The organism is Actinomadura roseirufa, assembly GCF_900659635.1.
In the GTDB taxonomy this organism is placed as follows: Bacteria; Actinomycetota; Actinomycetes; order Streptosporangiales; family Streptosporangiaceae; genus Spirillospora; species Spirillospora roseirufa.
Map to the genome: position 1 here is coordinate 1 of NZ_CAACVB010000023.1, position 24146 is coordinate 24146.

24 protein-coding genes and 1 pseudogene are annotated in these 24146 nt (G+C 68.8%); 15 read left to right on the plus strand and 10 right to left on the minus strand.

Annotated features, from left to right (window positions below; genetic code table 11):
- Both E1291_RS07625 and E1291_RS07630 read left to right on the plus strand, forming a co-directional pair.
- On the plus strand, nucleotides 1-423 hold a 423-nt coding region (locus tag E1291_RS07625), incomplete at its 5' end, for a transposase (RefSeq protein WP_207400612.1).
- A 733-nt stretch (nucleotides 424-1156) separates the two neighbouring features.
- The gene (locus E1291_RS07630; protein WP_131737027.1) at nucleotides 1157-1819 is read left to right on the plus strand and encodes a DUF6461 domain-containing protein; all 663 of its coding nucleotides are present in this window, start codon (nucleotides 1157-1159) and stop codon (nucleotides 1817-1819) included.
- A gap of 217 nt (nucleotides 1820-2036) precedes the next feature.
- Here the strand turns inward: E1291_RS07630 and E1291_RS07635 are convergent, their stop codons facing one another.
- A complete protein-coding gene (locus E1291_RS07635) occupies nucleotides 2037-2843 on the minus strand; it encodes a dienelactone hydrolase family protein (RefSeq protein WP_131737028.1) in 807 nt (268 codons plus the stop codon).
- Nucleotides 2844-2916: 73 nt separating this feature from the next.
- Between E1291_RS07635 and E1291_RS07640 the strand changes: the two genes are divergently transcribed.
- Nucleotides 2917-3888 (plus strand): GlxA family transcriptional regulator, encoded by a 972-nt coding sequence (locus tag E1291_RS07640; RefSeq protein WP_131737029.1) that lies wholly within the window; start codon nucleotides 2917-2919, stop codon nucleotides 3886-3888.
- A 171-nt stretch (nucleotides 3889-4059) separates the two neighbouring features.
- Here the strand turns inward: E1291_RS07640 and E1291_RS07645 are convergent, their stop codons facing one another.
- The 3 genes from E1291_RS07645 to E1291_RS07655 all read right to left on the minus strand — a co-directional run bounded on the left by E1291_RS07645 (nucleotide 4060) and on the right by E1291_RS07655 (nucleotide 6278).
- Nucleotides 4060-4566: an RICIN domain-containing protein gene (locus E1291_RS07645; RefSeq protein ID WP_165495000.1), complete on the minus strand. Its 507-nt coding sequence runs from the start codon at nucleotides 4564-4566 to the stop codon at nucleotides 4060-4062.
- Nucleotides 4567-4907: 341 nt separating this feature from the next.
- A complete protein-coding gene (locus E1291_RS07650; protein ID WP_131737031.1) occupies nucleotides 4908-5393 on the minus strand; it encodes a MerR family transcriptional regulator in 486 nt (161 codons plus the stop codon).
- A gap of 9 nt (nucleotides 5394-5402) precedes the next feature.
- Nucleotides 5403-6278, minus strand: coding sequence for an SDR family NAD(P)-dependent oxidoreductase (locus E1291_RS07655; RefSeq protein WP_131737032.1), 876 nt, complete (start codon nucleotides 6276-6278; stop codon nucleotides 5403-5405).
- A 1269-nt stretch (nucleotides 6279-7547) separates the two neighbouring features.
- On the opposite strand from E1291_RS07655, the gene E1291_RS07660 reads away from it, so the two are divergent.
- Nucleotides 7548-8159: a GAF domain-containing protein gene (locus E1291_RS07660; RefSeq protein WP_131737033.1), complete on the plus strand. Its 612-nt coding sequence runs from the start codon at nucleotides 7548-7550 to the stop codon at nucleotides 8157-8159.
- A gap of 567 nt (nucleotides 8160-8726) precedes the next feature.
- Here the strand turns inward: E1291_RS07660 and E1291_RS07665 are convergent.
- The gene (locus E1291_RS07665; RefSeq protein ID WP_131737034.1) at nucleotides 8727-9596 is read right to left on the minus strand and encodes a LysR family transcriptional regulator; all 870 of its coding nucleotides are present in this window, start codon (nucleotides 9594-9596) and stop codon (nucleotides 8727-8729) included.
- Nucleotides 9597-9667: 71 nt separating this feature from the next.
- On the opposite strand from E1291_RS07665, the gene E1291_RS07670 reads away from it, so the two are divergent.
- The 6 genes from E1291_RS07670 to E1291_RS07695 all read left to right on the plus strand — a co-directional run bounded on the left by E1291_RS07670 (nucleotide 9668) and on the right by E1291_RS07695 (nucleotide 14820).
- A complete protein-coding gene (locus E1291_RS07670) occupies nucleotides 9668-10606 on the plus strand; it encodes a PhzF family phenazine biosynthesis protein (protein WP_131737035.1) in 939 nt (312 codons plus the stop codon).
- Nucleotides 10603-11613, plus strand: coding sequence for an ornithine cyclodeaminase family protein (locus E1291_RS07675; protein ID WP_131737036.1), 1011 nt, complete (start codon nucleotides 10603-10605; stop codon nucleotides 11611-11613). Before E1291_RS07670 ends, E1291_RS07675 begins: the two co-directional genes overlap by 4 nt.
- Nucleotides 11614-11639: 26 nt before the next feature.
- Entirely contained in the window at nucleotides 11640-12539 is a 900-nt protein-coding gene (locus tag E1291_RS07680; RefSeq protein ID WP_242614007.1) for an ABC transporter substrate-binding protein, read from the plus strand.
- A gap of 7 nt (nucleotides 12540-12546) precedes the next feature.
- Entirely contained in the window at nucleotides 12547-13497 is a 951-nt protein-coding gene (locus E1291_RS07685) for an amino acid ABC transporter permease (protein ID WP_207400613.1), read from the plus strand.
- On the plus strand, nucleotides 13494-14276 hold the full coding sequence (locus tag E1291_RS07690; RefSeq protein WP_278045240.1) for an amino acid ABC transporter ATP-binding protein: 783 nt from the start codon (nucleotides 13494-13496) through the stop codon (nucleotides 14274-14276). The genes E1291_RS07685 and E1291_RS07690 overlap by 4 nt, the downstream gene beginning before the upstream one ends.
- Before the next feature lie 139 nt (nucleotides 14277-14415).
- Nucleotides 14416-14820, plus strand: a complete 405-nt coding sequence (locus E1291_RS07695) for an ACT domain-containing protein (protein WP_131737038.1) — start codon at nucleotides 14416-14418, stop codon at nucleotides 14818-14820.
- A gap of 267 nt (nucleotides 14821-15087) precedes the next feature.
- Here the strand turns inward: E1291_RS07695 and E1291_RS07700 are convergent, their stop codons facing one another.
- The gene (locus E1291_RS07700) at nucleotides 15088-16350 is read right to left on the minus strand and encodes a serine hydrolase domain-containing protein (RefSeq protein WP_131737039.1); all 1263 of its coding nucleotides are present in this window, start codon (nucleotides 16348-16350) and stop codon (nucleotides 15088-15090) included.
- Between the two features lie 117 nt (nucleotides 16351-16467).
- On the opposite strand from E1291_RS07700, the gene E1291_RS07705 reads away from it, so the two are divergent.
- From E1291_RS07705 to E1291_RS07725, 5 genes are all read left to right on the plus strand, one after another.
- On the plus strand, nucleotides 16468-17124 hold the full coding sequence (locus E1291_RS07705; RefSeq protein ID WP_131737040.1) for a response regulator transcription factor: 657 nt from the start codon (nucleotides 16468-16470) through the stop codon (nucleotides 17122-17124).
- A complete protein-coding gene (locus E1291_RS07710) occupies nucleotides 17121-18263 on the plus strand; it encodes a sensor histidine kinase (RefSeq protein WP_207400614.1) in 1143 nt (380 codons plus the stop codon). The genes E1291_RS07705 and E1291_RS07710 overlap by 4 nt, the downstream gene beginning before the upstream one ends.
- Before the next feature lie 224 nt (nucleotides 18264-18487).
- Nucleotides 18488-18784 (plus strand): WXG100 family type VII secretion target, encoded by a 297-nt coding sequence (locus tag E1291_RS07715; RefSeq protein ID WP_131737041.1) that lies wholly within the window; start codon nucleotides 18488-18490, stop codon nucleotides 18782-18784.
- Complete coding sequence (locus E1291_RS07720; protein WP_165495001.1) at nucleotides 18781-20304, plus strand: WXG100-like domain-containing protein; 1524 nt, start codon at nucleotides 18781-18783, stop codon at nucleotides 20302-20304. The genes E1291_RS07715 and E1291_RS07720 overlap by 4 nt, the downstream gene beginning before the upstream one ends.
- Nucleotides 20301-20963, plus strand: a complete 663-nt coding sequence (locus tag E1291_RS07725) for a pentapeptide repeat-containing protein (protein ID WP_165495002.1) — start codon at nucleotides 20301-20303, stop codon at nucleotides 20961-20963. The genes E1291_RS07720 and E1291_RS07725 overlap by 4 nt, the downstream gene beginning before the upstream one ends.
- 62 nt (nucleotides 20964-21025) lie before the next feature.
- On the opposite strand, the pseudogene E1291_RS07730 reads toward E1291_RS07725, so the two are convergent.
- The 4 genes and pseudogenes from E1291_RS07730 to E1291_RS07745 form a co-directional block, all read right to left on the minus strand.
- A pseudogene (locus tag E1291_RS07730) lies at nucleotides 21026-21553 on the minus strand (SDR family NAD(P)-dependent oxidoreductase); the annotation flags it as partial.
- Between the two features lie 13 nt (nucleotides 21554-21566).
- Nucleotides 21567-22199 (minus strand): 3-oxoacid CoA-transferase subunit B, encoded by a 633-nt coding sequence (locus E1291_RS07735; RefSeq protein ID WP_131737044.1) that lies wholly within the window; start codon nucleotides 22197-22199, stop codon nucleotides 21567-21569.
- 2 nt (nucleotides 22200-22201) lie between these two features.
- Nucleotides 22202-22897: a 3-oxoacid CoA-transferase subunit A gene (locus E1291_RS07740; protein ID WP_131737045.1), complete on the minus strand. Its 696-nt coding sequence runs from the start codon at nucleotides 22895-22897 to the stop codon at nucleotides 22202-22204.
- Nucleotides 22894-24075 carry a thiolase family protein gene (locus tag E1291_RS07745; protein ID WP_131737046.1) on the minus strand — a complete coding sequence of 394 codons (1182 nt, stop codon included), beginning with the start codon at nucleotides 24073-24075 and terminating at the stop codon, nucleotides 22894-22896. Before E1291_RS07745 ends, E1291_RS07740 begins: the two co-directional genes overlap by 4 nt.
- Between the last annotated feature and the right edge of the window lie 71 nt (nucleotides 24076-24146).

The following is a 24146-nucleotide window of genomic DNA, read 5'->3' on the forward strand; positions in this document are numbered from 1 at the left end:
CCCGACGAGCATCCCCGGCTGATCTATCGCGCACACGCCTACTACGGCCGAAAACACCAGCGGAAGGGGTTCGACGAGGGCGACTACATCCGATTACTGGATGCCGCTCACCAGCAACTCGGCGGGCCGATCGTCGTCGTGTGGGACAACCTCAACACCCACCGCTCGGTCCGAATGCGCCGCTACCTGGCCGCCCGGGACTGGCTCATCGTCTTCTACCTGCCGCCCCACGCTCCTGAACTCAACCCCGTCGAGGGCGTGTGGTCACACCTGAAACGGTCCCTGGCCAACCTCACCAAACACACCATCGACCAGCTCATGCAGCTGATCAAGACCCGCCTGAAACGCATCCAGCATCGGCCCGCACTGCTCAACAGCCTCCTCGCCCACACCCACCTGCAAAGCAGTAACCCCAGCTATTGAAGCTCTCTAGTCCCTCGCCACGACGCGATAGACATCACCGAGTAGCGGGTGCCATGTGCAGTGGTCATGGTTCCCACCGACATGAACCCCATGTCGCCGGCCATAGATTTTGTCTGAGCGTCGGCGGTCGACGCCGCACCGAACTGTGTTCGCTCGTTGTTCGCTCGTATGTCGCAGACAGCGCGACAGGAGCTGGCACAAGGCGTCAGGGAGACCCGGCGCCCGCGGAGGAGATCGCACGCGTCACCTCATCAGGGGCTAGAACATCGGTCTGGGCTTTCGCGGGAGCGCAGTGACGATCGCCCGGTGTGACACGATGGTGATCTTCAAGTCGCGGCCAGCGAAGGTGAGCGGCCGACATGGAGGGCGGTTGTCGGCGCCTCTTCACGAAGTCCGCCGACGCCGCCCTGACGTTGAACCGGGTGTCGATGCCGAGGCCATCGCGGCGGCTTGGGAGCCGTTCATGTGCGGGCCGGGCAGGCGGGTGCGCTCTCCGGCGATGCCATCGGCGCACACGTGCGCGAGTGCGCACACCGTATTCCAGCTCCTGGATCATCGCCAACACTCCCGTGCACGACCCAGCCTGATGCGCCTGGTCGATGCGTCGGCCGAGCGGGTGTCCCCGCCCTACGACCGCAGCGAGACCCCCGCCGCGTTAGCGACTTGTCGCCGACATGACCACCGCGGCGGTCGTTTCCGGCTGACTATCGGCCCAACCTGCCACCATGCTCCCATGACCACAAGCGACCTCTTGGCCCCGTTCCAGTGGCTCAGCATGTCCGAGACCGAGGGAGGCGGGCCACTTGGAGTGATCTTCAGCGTGGCGTTCTTCCACGGGATCGACGCGGACGGGGTGTTACGCCGCTTCAACCGCGGCGAGGACTCCAGTCAGGAGTCGGATTTCAGTGGACTCAACGAGCGGGTCTTCGAGTTCGTCAACGCGACCCGAGGTGGAGAGGGCGGCGGCTATATCGGCGCCTTCCAGGCCGGCGTGTGGTGTGTGGCCATTGAGCCCGATGGCTGGTGGGTCACCGACCACCATCTGCTGACCAGACTGTCGCATGGCTGTGAGGTGGTGGCAGTGACCAGGCATGACTACGCCGCTGAGCACAGCTTCGAGTACGCCATCGACGGCACGATCGTCACCGGCTACCGGTTGCGACATCCGCACGAGCGCTACGGATCCGATCCCGACCGGCTCAACGGCTTCATGCTGGATCTGGGGATGGGGCTGGACAGGCCGCATGACGATGCCACATGGGACGCCGTCCGGGAGAACAACTACAAAACCGCCGTGACCAGGGGTTTCGCCCTGGCGGCGAAGGTCACTGGGGTCCCGCTCACGCCGGACGCGCTCGACCGTTCAATGCTCGTCGGCCCCATCGCCAGAAATTGATCACCTTCTCGGTATCAATGGCTGAGCACGGTCTCCAGGCACGGCCGAGGACATAGTACTTTGCCACCGCCGCCCAACAGCGATCCGGTGAGCTGGCCCGCAATCACCTAACTAGAGCAGACGACAACTGCGGCTGCGGTTTGAGCGATTCTATCGGCGGCGGTGGGGAATCCAAGGGCTCCGATCGACGCCCAACAACACGCCCGGGTCGGTGTTGTCAGTTGCTGGAGGCGAGTGGGTTCAGGCGGTGGGTGAGGAAAGCGAGGATTTCGTCCCTGGCCTTCAGTGTGGGATGTCCCTCTTCGTCGACGAGGTGGGCGGTGACCACGCTGTGAGGGGTTCCGACCACGTCGCGGAAGAATGGGGGCGGGTCGGTGTTGGCCGACCCGCCTGGGAGGACTCGGCCATCGAAGGCGTCGCCGAGGAGTGCTCGATAGGCGGCGAAGCGCCGGCCGGTGCACCAGCGATCGTTGTCGAAGCGGTAGGCGAGAACCGTCAGCCCGTCGCGTGCGATGCGGTCTCGGACGGCCCGCGCGTCCGCGTCGCTGATCTCGAGTCCGGCGGGGTCGTCCAGCGGCAGGGACGGGTGGTTCACCACCGGCGCGATGACGGCGGGCTCAAGCGCCATGGTGAGGGCGAAGTTGCCGGTGAAGCACAGCCCGATCGCGCCGACTCCGGGCCCACCGCATTCGGCGTGGGCCTGGCGCGCGAGCCCGCGCAGCCACGCCGTCACCGGGCTGGTGCCGCCCCCGGCGAACGCCCGGAACTCGGCACTGACGCACGCCCTCCGGGTGACGTTCTCGCCGGCTTCGGCCGTGGGATAGGCGCCGTCGATCCCGAAGAGCGAGGGGACGAGGACGGTGAAGCCCGCGTCCCGCACCCACCGCGCCAGCCTGAGGACGTCAGGGCTGATGCCGGGCATCTCCGGCATCACCACGACGGCCGGACCGGAACCGGCGGCGTACACCGTCTTCACCACCCCGTCCACGTCCACGCGCCGGGGGGAGAAATCCGTGATCGTCATGGGGACAGGGTGGACCGGTCCGCCCGCCCACGGTGAGAGGCCAGATCGCCATGTTCCACGCTAATCTCGCCATATGAGTGCGCTGCGGGTCGGTGTCCTGGCCTATCCGGGTTGCTTCGCGTCCGAGGTGTTCGGCGTCCCGGATCTCCTGACGATGGCCGCGCACGTTTCCGGCCCGGACCACTCCGGGTACGAGGTGTCGATCGTTTCGCCTCGTCGTCGCGTCATCGCCGCGGGTGGCGCGGCGCTGGCCGTTTCGCCGTTGCGCGAGGTGGACGTCCTCGTCGTCCCGGGTTTCGAGCTCGTGCCGGGCCTCGACGTGGACGCGACGCTCACCTCCCTCGGCCCTGAAGTCGCGGCGATCCGCGGCCACGCCGCCACGGGCAAGGCCGTCGTCTCGATCTGCGTCGGCGCGTTCCTGGTCGCCGAGGCCGGGCTGCTCGACCACCGTCAGGCCACGACGGCCTGGCTCCTCGCGGACGAACTGGCCCGGCGCTTTCCGGACGCCGATGTCCGCCCCGAACGCCTCGTCGTCACCGACAAAGGGGTGACGACGACCGCGGCCTTCAGCGCCATGTACGACTTCGCGCTCGAGCTGATCCGGCGGCACAGCGGCGCCGGCGTGGCACGGGCGACCGCGCGGGTGGCGCTCCTCGACGACGCGCGATCGTCCCAGACCCCGTACGTCGACGCCCGGCTCCTACCGCGGCCCGGACACGAGTTCTCCCGCAGGGTCATGCGAAGGCTCGACCAGAACCTCGCCGCCCGCTACGACCTCGCCGCCCTAGCGGAGACGTTCAACGTCAGCACCCGGACATTGCTGCGGCGCTTCGCCGACGAGACCGGGCACAGCCCGCTGGAGTACCTCCAGGTGTCCCGCGTCCGCCGCGCCCGCCATCTCCTCGAGACCACGGACCGGACCGTCGCCTCCATCTCCGCCGCCGTCGGCTACAGCGATTCCGGAACCTTCGCGGCCCTCTTCGCCAGGCACACGGGCCGCCGCCCGAGGGACTACCGCGCGGCCTTCGGGCGCGGCGACGTCTAGATGTAGCGGGTCATGACGGTGAGGATGTTCGCGGCGGCGATTTCGGCGGAGGGTCGGGCGGGACGCTCGTGTAGGTGTCTGCGGTGATGATGATCGAGGACGGTCGTCGGCTGCCGCCGGGCTCTAGGGGCCTGCGTCGTGGGGTGAGGTCGTGTCGAGGGTGTCGTCCGGTCAGCTGCGTTCCCACTTTTGACCGTCGCCGTTGTTGCAGCCGTAGGTCACGACGGCGGCTCCGCCGGCGAAGTTGTTGGCCAGAACGCTGAGGCACTTGCCGTTGAGCGCGTTGATGATCCTGTTTCCGGACTCGCGCCACTGCTGCGGGTTCCCAGGGTGGCAGTCGTAGGTGTTGATGGCGGCCCCGTCTCCGGTGTTTCCGCCTCGGATGTCCAGACATTTGTTGCCGGGGAGGTCGCTCAGGAACCTTCCTCCGCCGAAGCTCCACCGCTGGTTGCTGTTGCCCGTGCACGGCCACAGGGTGACCAGGGCGCCGTTGCCGGTGTTGGCGTCGGCGACTTCGAGGCACAGGTTGGGGAATCCTTGCGGCCTGATCTGGAGGCCGGCGAGTACCCGCTGGGGTCCGGGACGAGACGAGGGGGCCGCCGAAGCGGACGAGACGGCCCCCAGCCCGCCCAGCATCGCGACGGCCGGTACCAGCGTCAGAGTGGCCGATCGACGCATCCTCGTCGTGCGAGTGCGCAGCCTGGGGCAGTGCATGTTTCGCATGACACCTCTTCCGAGTCACTTCCAGTCACTATGTAGCGGGGTGACTACATATCGTGACGACAAGTGCTCGGCTACTCCAGTCCCCTCACCATCAGCGCTCCATAGCCGGACCGCCACCACATCCTCATGGTCCCGGGCGTGGGGTCTGTGGCCCCAGGCTTAGAGTTCCCGGAGTCTCCTGCTCAGAGGGCACGGGCCGCGTCGCCGCCGATGTCTTCGCACAAGTGATGAAGACGAAGGTGAACGCGTCGGCCGGGCTCGGTGGACCCTTTCGGCGTGGTTGGGTGCCGAAAGGGTCAGGTCTCCCCCGCCGATGAGGGGCCGGTGTGGCCGCCGTAGGTGGCGATCTTGTATTCGGTCGCCGCCAGCGACAAGGTCAGCTCCCTGAGCTGCCGGCGGATCGTGTCACGGTGCTCGAGCAGCAGATCAAGACGCTCGGGGACGGTGTCGTCCCCCTCATCGGCCAGCCGCAGATAGTGCTGAAGATCGCGCATGGCCATCCCCGACAACCGCATGCGGGCCACGAACACCAGCCTCCGCACCGCCGCGGCGTCGTAGCTGCGGTGACCGCCGGCGTCCCGGGCCACCTCCACCAGCCCGATCCGCTCGTAATAGCGCAGCGTGTGCGGCGACATATCCAGCAGATCGGCGACCTGCGCGATCGTCATCGGACCGGTGACGGCCTCGGCGTCGACCAGGCCGTGGATCACCTCGACCGGCACCGGGCCGTCGATCTCCTCCAGGGCGGCCAGCGCCCTGGACATCAGATCACCGGTGGCCATGACCACAGCCTAGACCGGCCGCGCGGAGGCGGGGGCGCCGGGGAAGTCGGCGGCCCGCGCGACGGACGCCCAGCGTTCGAGCTCCTCCAGGTTGTGCCGGTAGGACCGCCCGAGGCGCTCGACCGCCTCACGTCCCAGCGGAAGACGCAGCGGCACCCGGTCCTCGGCGACCAGGTCCACGATGATCTGGGCGGCCCGCACCGGATCGCCCTCCTGAAGCCCGTCGGCGCCCGCCATGTCGTCGCGGACCGCCCCGAGCAGCCCGGTGTAGGCGGCACTGGCCTCGGCGACCCCCAGCACACCGGGGGCGTTGAAGGAGGTACGGAACCGGCTCGGCTCCACGATCATCACCCGCACCCCGAACGGCGCGACCTCACCGGCCAGCGCCTCCGACCAGCCCTCCAGCGCGAACTTACCGGCCGAGTACGCGCCGACACCGGGAAAGGACATACGCCCGCCCTGGCTGCTCATCTGCACGATCGTGCCCGACCCCTGCTCACGCAGGACCGGCAGGACCGCCCGCACCAGCGCCGCCGGACCCAGCAGATGCAGTTCCAACGACGCCCGAAGCTCCTGCTCACCGACCTCCTCGGCCGCCCCGACCACCCCCTGGCCGGCGTTGTTCACCAGCACGTCCACTCGTCCGAACCGATCGACCGCCGACCCCACGACCTCCCCGGCGCGCCCGGTGTCACGCACGTCGAACTCGACGATCAGCACCCGGTCGGGGTGAGCGTCGGCGAGGTCGGCCACCGACCCGGGCCGCCGCACCGCCAGCACCACATTGTCGCCTCGTCCGACCGCGCATTCGGCGATGGCGCGGCCGAAGCCCGCCGACGCGCCGGTGATGATCCATGTCCGCTGAATCCCTGGTTGAGATGTCATGCCCGCCACGCTAGGACTTCGAGCGCACTCGAACGCAAACACCGCGTCCCCCGGACTGCCGAAGGTCCGGCGAGGGGCAAGCCAACGGCAAGAGCGGGGCCTGGCGGCCGTGGCTGATCCTTCGTACACGGCCCCGTGCGGGACGCGACGGGACGGGACGGGATGCTCGGGGACACGCTCGCGCGTCCCTCGTCGTCCCCCTGGCGTCCCGTCGCATCCCTGCCGACGCCGCGCTCGATCCGGCAAGCCCAGTTCGGCAACGCTCCGCGGCCCGCCGGGCGTGCTCTACTCCCTTCGGTCAGCCGCCTCCACGAGACGGTCATGAATCGTGCCCGGTCGATCGTCCATTTGCCCGGACATCCTCACCCCCTGACTCGAACATCAAGCTCATTCCCTTCGGTTCACCTCGAACACTTCGGCGCAGATCGTCCGTCAGGAAGGTGGTGGGCCGAGCAACCTTTGCCGGCCCGAGGACCGGTCAGCAGGGTCCGACCGGGACGAGTGACGGTGCGGGGGAGGCCAGTGCGGGGTTCGGCGCGACTCGCCACCGATCACAGGCGAGATCGCCGACAGCGGGAAGTGGGGCAGGTGCTGGACGCCTCAGGGACGTAGGTGGGGACATCGCAGCCGTGCATCTGGTCAGGACATCCTCCCCCGACCTCACGGCGTTCCGGGCGGGATGACGAGAAGCAACGTCGGGGCAGCGCGGCCGCGGGTGAGCGCGGCGGGACGGTGCGGTCAGCAGTCCGGCGAGTTCGGCGGCGGTGTCGCGGGAGCGCGGCCACAGGCCGCCGTTCATGGCCCGCGATCCGCATGGCCGGGAGGCCGGACACGGGCGCGGCGCGGGCTGTGCACTGGGTTCGGACGCCGTGGTCGTGGCGGGTGGAGAGGCGAGCCGTGTGGTGTCGCGGGCCTTGAAAGATCCCATTCTCGGTCCGTACCGAACCGGGTTCGCGTGTCGCCGGGGACCGTCGTCGGCAAGGCGGCCCGCGCTCGGAAGGTCCCTGGCACCCGCGAGTGTACGTCACCACAGGTACGCGACCGGAGGCGCGGACCTGCCGATCGTTCCGCACTTTTGCCGTCCGTCCGTCCGGCGCCGGCGCGTGGTCCGCCGAGCCGGACGCGCGATCGGCCACGGCCTGACCACAGGGTGCGGGCGCGAGGCACGCTCGCGAACACCGGGCACATTGCCGGACCGGAGCGCGGGCCGGCGCCCAAGGCGGAGGCGGGGGTCGGCCTCCAGCCGGACGAGGAGAGCGTGATGACGACATGAACGGCAACGATCCGTCCGCGACCGGCTTGGCGCCGCCGAGCATGCCCCGCGGCGCGGACAACAGCCCGCGCGTGGCCGCGTCGTTCGACCTGATGGCAGCGGTCCTCGGCGGAATCCCCCTCCCCGACCTGCTGATCCGCGTGGCCGAGCAGGCCCGCGCCATCGCGGGCGTTCCGCTGACGTTCATCGCCCTGCCCGCCGAAGACGCCGTCACCCTGCGGATCGACATCGCGGTCGGGATCGGCAGCGACCGCGTCCGCGGGCTGACGGTGCGGCGCGGCCGCTCGATGCTCGGCCGGGCCTTCAGCTCCCGCCGGGCCCTGTCCGCGCGCATCGTGGCCGACCAGACACTGAGCGCCCTGCCGGCCGGCCCGATTCTGATCCTGCCGCTGGACACCGGAGAGGCCACGCGCGGATTACTCGCCGTCCTCGGACGGCCGGGCACCGAACCGTTCAGCCCGTCCGCCGCCCGTCAGCTGCTGCTGTTCGCCGACACCTCCGCCCGCCTGGTCCAGCTCGCCGCCGACCAGCGTGCGCTCGTCCGGCGGCCAGACCCAGCGGACGCGCAGGTCGTCGCGCTCCACCCGCCGCCGCCCAGGCAAAGGTGACACGGCCCCAGGCGGGGTTTCACGGCGTACGGTCGGGCACCACCGCCGCCCCGAGCGGATCCCTTCGGGCGACCAGCGACTATGCCGCTTCTAGACCGTCTCCCACGGCCCAAAGCGTTCCGGCTGGTCCCTCCGCGGCACACCGGCCCGAACCCGGAACGGCCATGGTGTCCGGCGCGACAGCAGCCGTTCGATCTTTGCCCTGGAGATGGCCTTGGCGTGGTCGACGTTCTCGCGGCGCCTCCGGCGCCAGAGAGACACAAGAGCACTCAATGCGGCCATAACAGGGCGATTCAGCAATATCAACAACGCCTTGACCCGAGCATTCAGATCATGAAGCGATCAGCTGCGACAACGGTATCGAAGCACGGTACAGCAGCATGTGAAGCCTCTGTCGGGTGCGGAGGGTCGTGCGAGATCAACCGTCCTACCGGGGGCTTCTTGACATTCGGGGACGCCGCAGCGTCCGCGGCCGTGCTGTGATCAGCACACCCGAAGCCTTCGCTGAAAAGGGCTCACTGATGCGGCTCGTCAACTGCGAGTGATAGGCAGATCGGCTGTTTGATTTTATTGAGGTGTCGTGACAATCCGCTTCAGCAGCCGTTCCAGGTGGTCTAGAGCGGGGTTCGCGTCGGTTCCCGCCCGTCGGGCGATGGCGATGTCCACCATCGGCGCTGGCGGCATGCCGTGCCGGGCGCGAGGGCGCATGGCGGTCGCCGGGATGTTCCCTGCCAGCAGGGCGCCGACGCCCAGACCCGCGGCGACCGCCGCTTGAACGGCGTGCACGCTCGTGCTTTGGAACACGATCCGCCACCGTAGGCCGTGTCCGCTGATCGCGTCGAGGACCGGTTGCCGCCATCTGCAGGGGTGGGAGAAGAGCACAAGCGGCAGTGGATCGGGCAGCGGATCGAGTGACGGCGCGCATGTCCATTCCAGCGGGACCTGGCGTCGCCAGCGCACGGAGGCGTCCGGCATGACCGACGGGTCGCCGAACACTAGGTCGAGGCGGCCCCGGTTGGCGAGTTTGCGGAGCGCGGCCGCAGTGCCGATGACGACCTCCAGCTCGGTCTGTGGGTACACCGTGGCGTAGTCCGCGAGCGCTGGGGGAAGCGCGGTGATCGCGAGATCTTCGAGCAGCCCCAGCGTCAGCCTGCCGGTCGATGTCCTGCCGCGCCCGTCCATCGCGATATGAGCCTCGTCATGCAGGGACAGAATCCGCTCGGCGTAGACGAGCAGGGTTTCTCCGGCCGGGGTGACTCTTGTTCCCCGCGGGTCCCGGATGAGGATGCGCTCGCCCACTGCCTTCTCCAGGCGCTGGATCCGCTGGCTCACGGTGGGCTGGCTGAGACCGAGCGCGAGCGCGCCACGGGTGATGCTCCCCGACCGGACGGTCGCCGTGAACGTCCGGAGGTCCGACATCTCCAGGTCAAAGGTCATTGGAGAAGCTTATGGAGTCCATCGGCATATTGCCATAGGCAAAGGTCGGCGCCATGCCTACGCTGACCTCCATGTCCGCACCGACGCATCAGGCCGAGGCCGTCTTGGAAGTCGCGGCCCGCTACCACCACGTCGATGTCTTCACCGATGTCGCCTACGCCGGCAACAGCCTCACGGTCTTCGTCGACCCTCCGCACCTGTCGACGGCGCAGATGTCCAAGATCACCAAAGAGCTTCGCCACTTCGAGACGATCTTCCTGACGTCCGCGGCCGTCAGGGGCACCGTCGAGGCACGGGTGTTCGATCTGCACGAGGAACTGGATTTCGCCGGCCACCCGGTGCTGGGCGCCGCGGCCGTGCTCCATCGCCGCAGCGGTGTTCCTCCGGAGGAGGAACGCGAGTGGACCTTCGTCCTGGCGGCCAGAACCGTGCAGGTCACAACGCGCGGCGACGCCGCTGGGCATGTGTCGGCCTTGCTGGACCAGGGACGGCCGGAACTGATCCACCGGGCCTCGCCCTCGGATCGTCCCGCCATCGCCGCGGCCCTCGGGCTCGCCGAGGGTGATCTCGACCCGGCCTTGCTCCCGGAGGTTATCTCCACCGGCCTGAAATATCTCATCGTTCCGGTGAGCGGGCAGGACGCGCTGGCTCGCGCCAGGATCACGCGGCCGGATTTCGATGCGTTCCTGGCCGGGTTCGGCGCGCAGTTCGCCTACGTCCTCGATCCCGCCGGGATCGAGGGCAGGCATTGGAACAACGACGGGCTGCTGGAGGACATCGCGACCGGGAGCGCCGCCGGGTGCGTTGCCGCGTACCTTCTGCGTCAGGGACTCGCCGCCGGAGGGGAAAGGGTCCACCTGTCGCAGGGCCGTTTCGTCGGGCGGCCCAGCACGATCACGGTGACCGCGTACGGAACGCCCGACGCCGTAGTCCGGGTCACGGTCGGCGGAGACATCGCCGTAGTGGGGACCGGTTCCCTACACGTCCTTCCACCACTGGAGCCTCAATGAGCCACGCCGCCGGCACCCCCGAGAACCGAACTGATCGGAAGGTCCAGGTTTTCGGCCCGGATACGATCCGGCGGGCCGTCGATCTCACCGACCTGATCGAGCCGGTCGCCCAGGTCTTCGCCGACTACAGCCGGGGCCTCGGTGAAGCCCCGATCTCGATGTTCGCGCCTGCCGGTGCCCAGGGTGACGTGCACGTCAAGTCGGCGTGGATGCCAGGCCGGACCTTCTTCACCATCAAGGTCGCCTCGTGGTTCACGGCCAGAGCGGTCGGCGGCAAGCCTGCCGGCAGCGGATTCATCGCAGTTCACGACGCCACCACCGGCGACCTGCTCGCCATCCTTCAGGATGAGGGCCACCTCACCAACATCCGTACGGCAGCGGCCGGCGCCGTGGCCGCGCGGGTTCTGGCACGGGAGGACGCGACCACCGTCGCCGTACTCGGAACGGGGATCCAGGCATACCTTCAGGTCCTGGCCCTCTGCGCCGTCCGGCCCATCGAAACGGTCCTGGTCTGGGGACGGCGAGACGACGCCGCACGTGCCCTCGCGGAAACGCTCGCGACCAGAGATGCCGAGCTCACAGTGTCGGTTCTCAGCGACGCGGAGGAAGCCGTACGGCGCGCCGACGTGGTCATCACCGCCACGGCAAGCAGGCAGCCGATCGTACGCGGTTCCTGGCTGAGCCCGGGTCAGCACGTCACAGCCGTCGGTGCGGACGACGAGACCAAGCAGGAGCTCGATCCGGCCTGCTTCGAGCTCGCCGACATCACCGTCGTGGACAGTCTCAGCGAGACGCCTAAGTTCGCTGGAGACCTACGCCGCGCGATCGAGGAGGGAGTCCTCACCGGGGCCGGCATAAGCGGCGAACTGGGAGAACTCCTTCTTGGCATGAAACCGGGTCGTCACAACGCCGCCCAGATCACCATCGCGAAGCTGATCGGACTCGGCATCCAAGACCTCGCCGCGGCCGAAGTGGCGCTTCCCAGACTTCTCGCCCCCCGCGCATGAACCCCAGACCTGTGGAGAAGGACTCCGTGCACACCAGCCCTCTGCGCTGCCCAAGGCTTGCGATAGGTGTCGCCGTCGTCGCCGGCGCCCTCGCGCTGTCCGCGTGCGACGCCAAGACGATAAGCCCCGGGAAAAAGACCGCCCTCGACATCGTCAAGAAGAACGGCAAGCTCGTGATCGCGACGGACGCGTCGTACGCCCCGAACGAGTTCAAGCAGAACGGCCAGATCGTCGGCTTCGACGTCGACCTCGGCACCTCGATCGCCAAGAAGCTCGGCGTGAAGGCGAAGTTCCAAGACGTCACGTTCGACAACATCCTGCCCGCGCTGCAGAGCAAGAAGTACGACATCGGAATGTCCTCCTTCACCGACACCAAGCAGCGGGAGCAGAGCTTCGACCTCGTCACCTACTTCTCCGCGGGCACCGGCCTGATGGTGAAGGCGGGCAACCCGCAGAAGCTCTCGCCGGACGACCTGTCGCTGTGCGGCAAGAAGGTCGCCGTGCAGAAGGGCACCACGCAGGAGGACGAGCTCACGCCCAAGTCGGCGGCCAAGCCCGACGGCGGCGCCCGGCTCGACAAGTGCAAGCGGGGCGGCCGACCCGCCCCGGTCAAGATCTCCCTCAACGAGGAGAACGCCGCCAACCTGGCACTGGGCAACGGCCGCGCCGACGCGGTCCTGGCCGACTCGCCGGTCGCCGCGTACGCGGCCAAGGAGTCCGGCGGCAAGTTCGTGATCTCCGGTAACGCCTACGGCACCGCGCCGTACGGCATCGCGGTCCCCAAGAACGAGAACGACCTGCGGGACGGGATCCTGAAGGCCGTGAAGGACCTGATCTCGGACGGCACGTACAAGCAGCTGACCGAGAAGTGGGGCATCTCGGCGGGCGGCCTCACCGACCCGAAGGTCAACGGCGCGGGGGGCTGAGGTTGACGTGACACAGATCGACGACACCATCGGATTGGCGCGGCCTGAGAGCATCAAGGCCGTCCCGGTCCGGCACCCCGGCCGGTGGGTGAGCGGCGCGGTCATCCTCGTGCTGACCGCGATGTTCGTCCACATGCTGTTCACCAACAAGCAGCTGGACTGGTCGACGTTCCGGCAGTTCTTCTTCGACGGCGGCATCCTCAAGGGCCTCGTCGCCACCCTGGAACTGACGGTCATCGCGATGGCGATCGGCATCGTGGGCGGCATCGTCCTGGCGCTGATGCGCCTGTCCGCGAACCCGATGCTGGCGTCGGCGGCCTGGCTGTACATCTGGTTCTTCCGCGGCACGCCGGTCCTGGTCCAGCTCATCTTCTGGTTCAACATCAAGTCGCTGATGGGCGACATCTCGCTTGGCATCCCGTTCGGCCCGGTGTTCATCACCTGGGACGTCAACAGCCTGGTCACCACGTTCGTCGCGGCGATCCTGGGCCTCGGCCTGAACGAGGCGGCGTACATGTCGGAGATCGTCCGGGCGGGCATGCTGTCGGTGGACGAGGGCCAGACGGAGGCGTCCCAGGCGCTGGGCATGCGCCGCCTGCAGTTCATGCGGCGGATCGTGCTCCCGCAGGCGATGCGAGTGATCATCCCGCCCACCGGCAACGAGACGATCTCGATGCTGAAGACGACCTCACTCGCCTCCACGGTGGCCTTCACCGAGCTGCTCAAGGCCGGCGAGGACATCTTCAACGCCAACTACAAGACGATCCCGCTGCTGATCGTGGTCAGCGTCTGGTACATCACCGTGACCTCGATCCTCTCGGCCGGGCAGTATTACCTGGAGCGTCGCTACGGCCGGGGTTCCTCACGTGAGCTGCCCCCGACCCCGCTGCAACGCCTGCGGCGGAACCTGACGACGTTCCATGCCCGGCCCCCGGCCGTACGGGAGGGGTCCGCATGACCGGCAAGGCACCTACCGGCGACGTGATGGTCAAGGCCGAGGGCATCCACAAGCTCTTCGGCCGGCTCCACATCCTGCGCGGCATCGACCTGGAGGTCAGGTCCGGTCAGGTGATGTGCGTGATCGGGCCGTCCGGCTCCGGGAAGTCGACGTTCCTGCGCTGCATCAACCACCTGGAGAAGATCGACTCAGGGCGGCTCTGGGTGGACGGCCACCTCGTCGGCTACCGCCAACGCGGCGACAAACTGCACGAGATGCGGGAGAAGGAGGTGGCCGCGCAGCGCCGGGAGATCGGCATGGTGTTCCAGCGGTTCAACCTGTTCCCGCACATGACGGCCGTGCAGAACATCATGGAGGCGCCGATCCGGGTCAAGGGCGAGTCCCGCCAGGTCGTACACAAGCGGGCGCTGAAGCTCCTTGACCAGGTGGGCCTGTCCGAGAAGGTGGACAGCTACCCGTCCCAGCTCTCCGGCGGGCAGCAGCAGCGCGTGGCCATCGCGCGAGCGCTCGCCATGCAGCCCAAGCTCATGCTCTTCGACGAGCCGACCAGCGCGCTCGACCCGGAGCTCGTCGGCGACGTCCTGGACGTCATGCGGCAGCTCGCGGTGGACGGCATGACCATGGTCGTGGTGACCCACGAGATGGGCTTCGCCCGCGAGGTGGGCGACTCGCTGGTCTTCATGGACGAAGGCATCGTCGTGGAGGAGGGCGACCCGCACGAGGTGCTGACCGGACCAAAACACCCGCGTACCCAGGACTTCCTCTCCAAGGTGCTGTAGGCGGGGGCCGGGACCATTCAGCCGAGAATGAGCGGTAGGCGCTGAGGCGCAGATCGGCCGGGGCCCCGTGGCGCTGGCGGACGCTCGGAACCCGCGTGCCAGAGCACGCGGCACATCTTCGGAATTCCAGGAGGCCGGTATGGCGGGAGAAACTGATCTTGGCAAGCTGCTCGGCGGTATGCGGCCGCGGCTGAATCCAGGCGAGTACGTCTTCACCACGATCGAGGGGAGCGCCACTCCCGATGGCGTCCGTCCTGTCGTCACTGTGGTCGAGGACGAGGGCCTGACCTTGGTCCTGCGCCGGGACGAGGCGGACCGTGCCGGGATCGGGTATGAGTTCGTTGCCGGCTGGATCACGCTGAACGTGCACTCGGCGCTGGAGGCCATCGGCTTGACGGCAGCCGTTGCGGATGCACTCACCCGGATAGGGCTCAGCTGTAACGTCGTGGCAGGTTTCTATCATGATCATATTTTCGTTCCGCATGCTCGCGCCGCCGAAGCGGTCATCGCGCTGAAACGGCTGGCCGCGGACGCGGAGCGTTGACAGGGGCCACCGCGGCTCCTGATACACCACGAGCCTCATCCAATCGATTCCCTCGATCGCCGCGGCCGGCCCGCCGAGACATCGAAGTCGGCCGGCTCGCCGCCGCCCCTCCGGCTCCTGAGCAGAACCGACTCTCCGGTCAGGAGTGGAAGCTCGCCTGGACCCAGCGCCGGCTTCCTCATGCTCGGCGAAGGGTCAAGGGGCGATCGCGCCAGGCCAGGCGAGAATCCACTCACGAAACGTCAGGAGGTCTCTTCTCTCTTCGTGTCAGCCGCCGCCCCCGCCACCCCCGCCTTCCCCGCCGGGCGAAACACCAGTGATAGCCTGCATCTCCCGTCCGACCATCTCCTGTAGCGGCACGCCATCGATGTTGCTGAGGATGACGCCGACCCAGTCGGTGTAGGGGTAGATGCTCCAGTTGGCGCCGACACCGGGGTTGCCGCCGCCGCGGCTCCACACCCACTGGTCGCCGACGATCTTGGCCACCGGCCCATAGGTCCCGAACGACGCCGGTCCGTGGGGGCTGTTGGCGGCGGTGAACACATCGGCCCAGGGCCGCTCCAGCACCGTCCCGTCGCCCAGCGCGTGCCCGAACCGGGCCAGATCCCGCGCGGTGGCGAAGCCGCCGTCGCCGGGGGCGTCGATGAAGGCGCGGCCCGGGTTCTTGCCCAGCATCTGCGGGTTCGGGCTGCTCTTGTCCAGGTTGCGGATGGCGTCCACCTGGCTGCCGTCGGCCAGAGTCATGTACGGGTGCGCGATGTGCCTGTCGGTAAGCCACTGCGGCCTGGTGTAGAACGCCGAGCCGGTCATCTCGCAGCGCCCGAAGATGTGTTCCTGGACGTAGTCCCAGTACGTCTGGCCGGTCACGGCCTCCACGATCAGCGCGAGCATGGTGATGCCGGCGCCGGCGCCGTCGGTGTGGCCCTGGTCGCCCGAGCCGGGGGGGACCACCAGCCTCGCCTGCCGGGACCACTGCTCGTAGTACTCGTGGACGTCCTCCCGGCTGTTGAAGACGCGTTGCAGGTCCAGGTCCGGGGCGTCCATCCCGCCGGTGGCGGTGAGCATGTGATGGAGGGTCACCTTCTCGGCGATGTCCGTGGCGTAGCCCTTCAGATGGGTGCCCACCGTGTCCGACAGCCGCAGCTTGCCCTGCTGGGCCAGTTGCAGGATGGCCACCGCTTCGAACGGCTTGCCCGCGGAGCCGAGGCTGAACGCGATGCCCTCGTGGTTGCGGATCCCCGTGTTCTTGTCGGCCATGCCGTAGCTGCGGCACAGCACCGTCCGGCCCTGGTGCGACAGCAGCACCACGCCAGAGAACTTGCCATCGGCGGCCAGCTTCGCCACGTACCGGTCGTAGGCTCCGCCGGGCTGGGTGTCCGGCGGGATCGGGTCGGTCGGGGCCGACTCGGTGTGGCCGGGACGGGCGCCGACCATCTGCGCGCCGGCCGCCGCCACGCCGGCGGCGGCCGCCAGCCCGCCCCACCCGAGCAGCCGCCGCCGGTCGACACCACGTACGGAAACCTCGTCCATGATCACGGTCCTTCCTGATCGACAAACGGACCGTTGCAGGTCTACCGGCGGCCGCCTATCGCCAAGCGATCGCCGGGCCATACGCGGCCGATACGCGGTGCTGGGGATACTGGGCGGATGCGGGTACTGCTGGTCGAGGACGAACAGCCACTGGCCACCTATATCGCGGCCGGGCTGCGCAAGCACGGCTGTGTCGTGGACGTGGCGCACGACGGTCAGCAAGCGCTGGACAACTGCGACATCATTCCGTACGACGTGGTGGTCCTGGACCGGGACCTTCCGGTGGTGCACGGCGATACCGTGTGCCGGAGGCTGGCGCAGCGCGGCACCGCCCGGGTGCTGATGCTCACCGCGTCCGGTGCCGTGTCCGACCGGGTGGACGGGCTGGCCTTGGGCGCCGACGACTACCTGGGCAAGCCGTTCGCGTTCTCCGAGCTGGTCGCCCGGGTCGGCGCGCTGGCCCGGCGCAGCACTCCGGCCCGTCCTCCGGTGCTGCGTGCGCGGGACGTCGAACTCGATCCGTCCCGGCGCACCGCCGAAAGGGACGGCCGGGCGCTGTGGCTGACCCCCAAGGAGTTCGGGGTGCTGCAACGGCTGCTCACCGCCGACGGAGCCGTGGTCAGCGCGGAGACGCTGCTCGACAAGGTGTGGGACGAGCACGCCGACCCGTTCACCAACGCGGTGCGCATCACCATCAGCACCCTGCGCCGCAAGCTCGGTGATCCGCCGCTGATCGAAACCGTGACCGGCGCCGGGTACCGGATCACCCCGTGATCCGGCGGCTGACCGCCCGCAGTCGTCTCACCCTCGCCTACACCAGCCTGGTGGCGGCCGCCGGGGTGCTGCTCCTGGCGCTGACGTACCTGCTGCTGTGGCGTGGCCTGCATACCCCGGGCCTCGTCCGCGGCAGACGGACCGTCCCGGTCGACAACCCCGACGATCGGCTGCTCGGCGAGGCGATGTCGGAACTGCTGACCCGGGCCTCGCTGGCGCTGCTGGCGGTGACCACGGTGGCCGGGCTGACCGGCTGGCTGGTGGCCGGGCGGATACTGCGGCCGATCCGGGCGATGTCCAGTACCGCCAACCGGCTGTCCGCGGAGAACCTGTCCGAACGGGTGCCCGTCGGCCAGCCCGCCGACGAACTCGCCACGCTGGCCGCCACCATCAACGGCATGCTGGACCGCATCCAGGACGGCATCACCGAACGCGACCGGGTGCTCAGCAGCCAGCGCCTCTTCGTGGCCAACGCCGCGCACGAACTGCGCACCCCGCTCACCACCATGCGCACCGCCATCGACGTCACCCTCGACGGCGAACCCGACCGAGCCGAACTCGTGGTGATGGCCGGAGACATCGCCGCCGCCGTCGAAACCAGCCAGCGCACCCTCGACGGGCTGCTGCTCCTGGCCCGTAGCCAGGCCGGCCCTCTCCGCCGGACGCCCGTGGACCTGGCCGCGGTCGCCGCCGCGGCCATCGCCGCCTCCGCCGACCGGGCGGCCGGCGGGACCGTCACCCTGCAAGCCGACCTGCGCCCGGCACCGTCCAGCGGCGAGCCGGTGCTGCTGGAACGGATGGCCCACAACCTCCTGGACAACGCGCTGCGCTACAACCACCCCGGCGGAAACGTCACCGTGAGCTCCGGCACCACGGACGGGCGCGTCTTCCTGCGGGTGACCAACACCGGCCGACCCGTCACACCGGACGAGGAACGGCGACTGTTCGAGCCGTTCGTCCGGGGCGCCGGCAATGGCACCCGAGGGACCGGCCTCGGCCTGTCCATCGTCCGGGCGATCGTCACCGCGCACGACGGAGACATCTCCAGCACCGCCCGCCCCACCGGCGGTATGGACATCGCCGTACATCTACCGCAAACCGAGGCGTGTGAGGGAATAGGTCCCAGAGTGGGGTCTTAGTAACCCATCAGTCGGCGATGGAGGCGGCCGTGGTGTTGCCTGGTTGGGCAGTGGTGGTGTTGGCGGGCGGCGGACTGGTGGTGTCGGAGCGTAGCCAGACGGTGAGCGGCGCCATCTGTCGGCGGCTGGTATATCGCTCGGGTCGGTGTTCGGCCGACCGAGCACCGTCCGCGCAAGACCGGATATGTTGGGGAAATCACCGCTTGTGCCGTTAATCTACTGTCGTGGCCGATCGAATCCTTGCGGAACTGGCGGCGTTGGAGACTGGGGAAGCCGATCTCCGGCGTGCTTACGAGCGGCTGGAAAGGCAGTTGGACCGTCTGGACGACGATCTTCGAGAGTCGTTAGCCGCCTGGTCAGGAGAGGCGCGGGCGGCCTATGACAGGGCGCATCGTGAATGGATGCTGGCCGCGCGCGAGATGGCGCGTCAGGTGGATGAGCTGCATCGGTACGTCGCCCAGGCGAGGCGCAACTTCCGCGCCTCTCTCCAGGCGAACCACGGCATGTGGAATCCGTCGTGAGCCCACCACCGGATCCGGTCTCGTCCGTTCCGGCGCGGGTCGACGTCACGCCGGCGACGGTCGACCGGGCGGCGGCCAACTTCGCGATCGGCCAGCAGGACCTGATCAGGGCGTACACGACCCTGTCGCAGAAGCTGTCCGCGCATTCGTCGGGCATGGCCGGTTTCGACAAGGCCGCCCGCCAGTTCGCCGCCTTGTACGACCCGGCGGCCAAGGCCGCCTATCAGGCATTCCACAAGGCGATCGAGGCGTTGGGCGGCACCTCCCTCGGCCTCACCCAGACGGTCAACAATCACTTGGCCGCCGATCACCACTCCCGCGCCGACCGTCCCGGCGGCGGCCCGCGGCGCTTCCCGCCGCATCCGGTGTCGCAGAACTTCGCGGTGACAGCCGCGCCTCCGTCGGTGATCGGGGCGATGAGCTGGGCGCCCAACACCACCGTCCCGCTCATCCGCCACGCGATACCGCACCTGCCCGGCTGGGTGGACGATCTGCTCGGCACCTCCAACGAGTGGCCGCAGGGCAACCCGGAGATGTTCGATCAGACCGGTGACGCCTGGGCGGAGGCCGCCCGGGAGATCGGTCAGGTCGCCTCGTGGCTGAACTGGACGGTCACCACCGTCCTCGACCCGGCCGACAACGCCGAACACACCGCCGTCGCCGCCTATTGGGCCACCCTTTATCGGCCCGGCGACGCGTCCACCATCCTGTCCGGCCTGCAGATGATGTGCAGCGCCCTGGCCAACGCGTGCCACGAGTACGCCCAGGCCACCCGGGACGCCACCCGCGTCGTCACCGGCGAGCACATCGCCGAGATCATCCTGCTCGTTGGCGCCGGTGCCCTCTCCGGCCTGTTGCGCAAACTGTTCGGCCGGGTCCTGTCCCGCGTCGGCGCCTACATGCTCGGCCGCGTCGCCGGCATCACCGAACGCTGGGCGCTCCGCAAGATCCTCGCCGACCTCCTCAAGGCCACCGCCGACACCAAGGTCGTCAAAGCAGTCCAAGCCGCCTTCGACAAGAGGGTCGGCATGGCGCTCGGCAAGGACATCGAGGCCACGGAACGCCGGCTCGGACTCGTACCGGGCACTCCCGAGTATCAGGCCCGACTGGAGGAGCTGGCGAAAGACCCCGCCCACGGAAGGAAACCCAGCGCCGCGACAAGACGTGAGGCAGAAGTCGGTCTGCAACTGGAACGGGATGGCCTCTTGCCCGGCCCTATCAAGCGCGCCCCCTTCGATGAGGCGGGAAACGACCGAGGTGAATTCATTGACGCGACCGGCCGGCATTGGGATGTAAAGAGTTCTCCGGATGTCAAGCCAAGCTATACCAAGAATCCGGGTCAACAAATTCCAAGACCACAGTCGACCGAAGCCTTCACCGCAATGGTGAACAGAGAATTAAACAAAGGAATCAATGTAATTATTGACCCCATCGGGATGACAGCGGAGCGGGTCGACGTGATGAAGCAAGTGGTCGCCGCCCATCCGGAGTGGCAGGGGAAGGTAATATGGAAACCATGAGGAACTTCGGACGTACGCGCGGCGACGTCGGCACGTTTCCACGCGATGCGAACGCGAGGCAGGCCTTGGAAGCCTACCTCGACGCTCTTCCTGAGGGCCCTGAGGGCTTCATTCCGTGCTTCGAGGGAGACGGCCTCGACTTCTCCGGCGCCGATCTGTCCGGTCTCGAACTGCTCGGCGCCAGCTTGGACGAAGCGACCCTGGACGGCGTCAGGCTCCGCAACGCGGAACTTGGAAGGGCGTCCCTGATAGCAGCGAGCCTGCGCGGCGCCGATCTGAGCGGCGCACTTCTCCGGAAGGCGCAGGGGCGAGCCTGCGATGCTCGAAATGCACTGCTCGTCGACGCGGATCTCCGGACATGCGAGTTCGAGGAAGCCGACCTGAGAAACTGCGATCTCCGTAGGGCCAAGCTCGCGAACGCATGGCTTGCCGGAACGGACCTGCGTGGTGCTGACCTACGTGGATGCGACTTCGGTGGGCGCTCGACCTCGGCCGGCCTCTTCGAGGTGCGTATGGCGGATTCACGTCTCGACCGCGCCACCGGCCATCTCAGCGGCCCGATCGACGTCGGTACGTCGTCACCTCGGCTGCTTGACGGAGATGACCTTCAACGCTGGTTCGCCGACCATGGCGCACCGGAGGTCGAAGTCCATAACTGACGATCCAACGAACGTCGGCGCCATGCCGATTTTGCCGGTCCGCCCCTCGTTGGGGGTGTGGGTTATTGGGCGGTCCAGCCGCCGTCCACGGGCAGGAGGGCGCCGGTGATGAAGGAGGCGGCGTCGGAGGCCAGGAAGGCGACGGTCTCGGCCACCTCTTCGGGGCGTCCGATGCGGCCGATGGGGTGGGCGGTGCCGAACGAGGCGAGCATCTCGCGGCCGTTCTCGACGACGCCCCCCATGATGTCGGTGTCGATGACGCCGGGGAGCACCGCGTTGGAACGGATGCCCTTGGGGCCGCCCTCGATGGCGAGGACGCGCGTCATCTGGGCGAGGGCGCCCTTGGAGGCGGCGTAGGCGGTCTGGGTCTCGAACGCGACGACCGAGGAGACCGACGCGATCGAGATGATGGAGCCGCCGCCCACCCGCATCAGCCGGAACGCCTCGCGGGCCTGGACGAAGTTGCCGCGGGCGTTGACGCGCAGGATGGCCTCGAAGTCCTCCACCGTGGTCTCGGTGATGGGCTTGTTGAGTGTACGGCCCGCGTTGTTGACCAGGATGTCGAGCCGTCCGACGATGCGGGGTGCCGGCTTGAGGGCGGCGTCAGGTCGTTTTCAGGGGGACGGGCAGACGGTCGCGCAGTTCGTCGACGGTGATCCCGAAGGTCTCGCGGAGCGACGCGCCGTCGGGGCCCACGTCGATGACGGCGACGTCGGTGTAGACGCGGCTGACGCAGCCGACGCCGGTCAGCGGATAGGTGCATTCGGGCACCAGCTTCGGCCGGCCCCGCTTGTCGAAGAGCGTCATCATCACGAAGACCTGCTTGGCTCCGATGGCCAGGTCCATCGCGCCGCCGACGGCCGGGATCGCGTCGGGGGCGCCGGTGCTCCAGTTCGCGAGGTCGCCGGTCGCCGACACCTGGAACGCGCCCAGGACGCACACGTCGAGGTGGCCGCCGCGCATCATCGCGAACGAGTCCGCGTGGTGGAAGTACGACGCGCCGGCGAGCTCGGTCACCGGGACCTTGCCGGCGTTGGTGAGATCCGGGTCGATCTGGTCGCCGGTCGCGGCGGGGCCCATGTTGAGCATGCCGTTCTCGGTGTGCAGCACGACGCCCGAGCCGTCCGGGAGATGGTCGGCGACCTTGGTCGGGCGACCGATGCCGAGGTTGACGTAGGAGCCCGCCGGGATGTCGCGGGCGACGACCTCGGCGAGCCGGTCCGGGTTCAGGGACATGGTCAGCGCGCTCCTTGGACGGTGTAGCGGCGTTCCTCGACCCGCACCACGCGGTCGACGTAGATGCCGGGCGTGACGACCGCCTCGGGGTCCAGGTCGCCGGCCGGGACGACCCCGCCCACCTGCACGATCGTGGTGGCGGCGGCGGTCGCCATGACGGGGCCGAAGTTCCGGGCGGTCTTGTGGTAGACGAGGTTGCCCATCGTGTCGGCGCGGTGGGCGCTGATCAGCGCCACGTCGCCCCTGATCGGGTACTCCAGTAGGTGGACGCGCCCGTCGATGGTCCTGGTCTCCTTGCCCTCGGCCAGCGGGGTGCCAACGGCGGTGGGGCAGTAGAAGGCGCCGATGCCCGCGCCGGCGGCCCGCATCCGCTCGGCGAGGTTGCCCTGCGGCACGACCTCCAGTTCGACCCGCCCGGCCCGGTACAGCTCGTCGAAGACATGGGAGTCGCTCTGCCGGGGGAACGAGCAGATCACCTTGCGGACCCGTCCGGCCTTGAGCAGCGCGGCCAGCCCGACGTCCCCGTTGCCGGCGTTGTTGGACACGATGGTGAGGTCCGCCGCGCCCTGCCGGATCAGCGCGTCGATGAGGTCGAAGGGCATGCCGGCGAAGCCGAACCCGCCGACCAGGACGGTGCTGCCGTCCTCGATCCCCCGGACGGCCTCGTCGACGCTCTCCAGGATCTCCGCCCGGCTCACGCCCGTGCCTCCGTGTTCTCCAAGACGGTCGCCAGGCCCTGCCCGACGCCGATGCAGATGGCGGCGACGCCCCAGCGCTCGCCGCGCTCGCGGAGCACCTTGGCGAGGGTGCCGAGGACGCGGGCGCCGCTGGCCCCGAGCGGGTGGCCGATCGCTATCGCGCCGCCCCGGGTGTTGACGATCTCCGGGTCGACGCCCCAGGCGTCGACGCAGGCGATCGACTGGACGGCGAACGCCTCGTTGAGCTCCACCGCGCCGACCCGGTCCCAGCCGATCCCGGCGCGGGCGAGGGCGCGGTTCGCCGCCTCGACGGGGGCGTAGCCGAAGTCCCGCGGGTCGAGCGCGAAGGCGCCCCGCCCGGCGACGCGCGCGAGCGGTTCGAGGCCGATGAGCCCGGCGGCTTCGGCCGAGCCGAGCAGCAGGGCGGACGCGCCGTCGCTCAGCGGCGAGGCGTTGCCGGCGGTGATGGTGCCGTCCGCGCGGAAACTCGGCTTGAGGCCGGCCAGCTTCTCCAGCGAGGTGTCGGCGCGGACGCCCTCGTCGCGTTCCAGTCCCGCGGTGGGAACGACCAGGTCGTCGTAGAAGCCCTCGTCCCAGGCGGCCGCCGCGAGCCGGTGCGAGCGCAGCGCGAACGCGTCCTGGCGCTCCCGGCCGATGCCGTACTTCTCCTGGAGCAGTTCGTTGGCCTCCCCCAGCGAGACCGTCCACTCCTTCGGCATGCGCGGGTTCACCAGCCGCCAGCCGAGCGTCGTCGAGACCGCGGTGAGGTCGCCGGCGGGGAAGGCCCTGGACGGCTTCGGCAGCACCCACGGCGCCCGGGTCATCGACTCGACCCCGCCCGCCACCACCACGCCGGCCTCGCCCGTCTCGATCGTCCGGGACGCGATCATCGCCCCGTCGAGGCTGGAACCGCACAGCCGGTTGACGGTCGAGCCGGGCACGGCGGCCGGCAGCCCGGCGAGCAGCGCGGCCATCCTGCCGACGTTGCGGTTCTCCTCGCCCGCGCCGTTCGCGTTGCCCCAGACGACCTCGTCGATCGCGGCCCGGTCGAGCCGGGGCGCCCGCTCCAGCAGCGCGGTGATCACACCGGCCGCCAGGTCGTCCGGCCGGACGTCCGCGAGGGCGCCGTTGAACCGCCCGAACGGCGTCCGGACGGCCGAGTACAGGTAGGTGCTCATGTGATCGAGGTTAGGCCGCCCCCCTTGATACAGTGAAGTATCAATATTCGATGCAATTGAGACGTCCACAC

Excerpts from the sequence above, each read along its gene's own strand:
- E1291_RS07630 (WP_131737027.1), top strand. The coding sequence starts at position 1,157 with ATGACCACAAGCGACCTCTTGGCCCCGTTCCAGTGGCTCAGCATGTCC.
- E1291_RS07635 (WP_131737028.1), bottom strand. The coding sequence starts at position 2,843 with ATGACGATCACGGATTTCTCCCCCCGGCGCGTGGACGTGGACGGGGTG.
- E1291_RS07640 (WP_131737029.1), top strand. The coding sequence starts at position 2,917 with ATGAGTGCGCTGCGGGTCGGTGTCCTGGCCTATCCGGGTTGCTTCGCG.
- E1291_RS07645 (WP_165495000.1), bottom strand. The coding sequence starts at position 4,566 with ATGCGTCGATCGGCCACTCTGACGCTGGTACCGGCCGTCGCGATGCTG.
- E1291_RS07650 (WP_131737031.1), bottom strand. The coding sequence starts at position 5,393 with ATGGCCACCGGTGATCTGATGTCCAGGGCGCTGGCCGCCCTGGAGGAG.
- E1291_RS07655 (WP_131737032.1), bottom strand. The coding sequence starts at position 6,278 with ATGACATCTCAACCAGGGATTCAGCGGACATGGATCATCACCGGCGCG.
- E1291_RS07660 (WP_131737033.1), top strand. The coding sequence starts at position 7,548 with ATGAACGGCAACGATCCGTCCGCGACCGGCTTGGCGCCGCCGAGCATG.
- E1291_RS07665 (WP_131737034.1), bottom strand. The coding sequence starts at position 9,596 with ATGACCTTTGACCTGGAGATGTCGGACCTCCGGACGTTCACGGCGACC.
- E1291_RS07670 (WP_131737035.1), top strand. The coding sequence starts at position 9,668 with ATGTCCGCACCGACGCATCAGGCCGAGGCCGTCTTGGAAGTCGCGGCC.
- E1291_RS07675 (WP_131737036.1), top strand. The coding sequence starts at position 10,603 with ATGAGCCACGCCGCCGGCACCCCCGAGAACCGAACTGATCGGAAGGTC.
- E1291_RS07690 (WP_278045240.1), top strand. The coding sequence starts at position 13,494 with ATGACCGGCAAGGCACCTACCGGCGACGTGATGGTCAAGGCCGAGGGC.
- E1291_RS07695 (WP_131737038.1), top strand. The coding sequence starts at position 14,416 with ATGGCGGGAGAAACTGATCTTGGCAAGCTGCTCGGCGGTATGCGGCCG.
- E1291_RS07700 (WP_131737039.1), bottom strand. The coding sequence starts at position 16,350 with ATGGACGAGGTTTCCGTACGTGGTGTCGACCGGCGGCGGCTGCTCGGG.
- E1291_RS07705 (WP_131737040.1), top strand. The coding sequence starts at position 16,468 with ATGCGGGTACTGCTGGTCGAGGACGAACAGCCACTGGCCACCTATATC.
- E1291_RS07725 (WP_165495002.1), top strand. The coding sequence starts at position 20,301 with ATGAGGAACTTCGGACGTACGCGCGGCGACGTCGGCACGTTTCCACGC.
- E1291_RS07735 (WP_131737044.1), bottom strand. The coding sequence starts at position 22,199 with ATGTCCCTGAACCCGGACCGGCTCGCCGAGGTCGTCGCCCGCGACATC.
- E1291_RS07745 (WP_131737046.1), bottom strand. The coding sequence starts at position 24,075 with ATGAGCACCTACCTGTACTCGGCCGTCCGGACGCCGTTCGGGCGGTTC.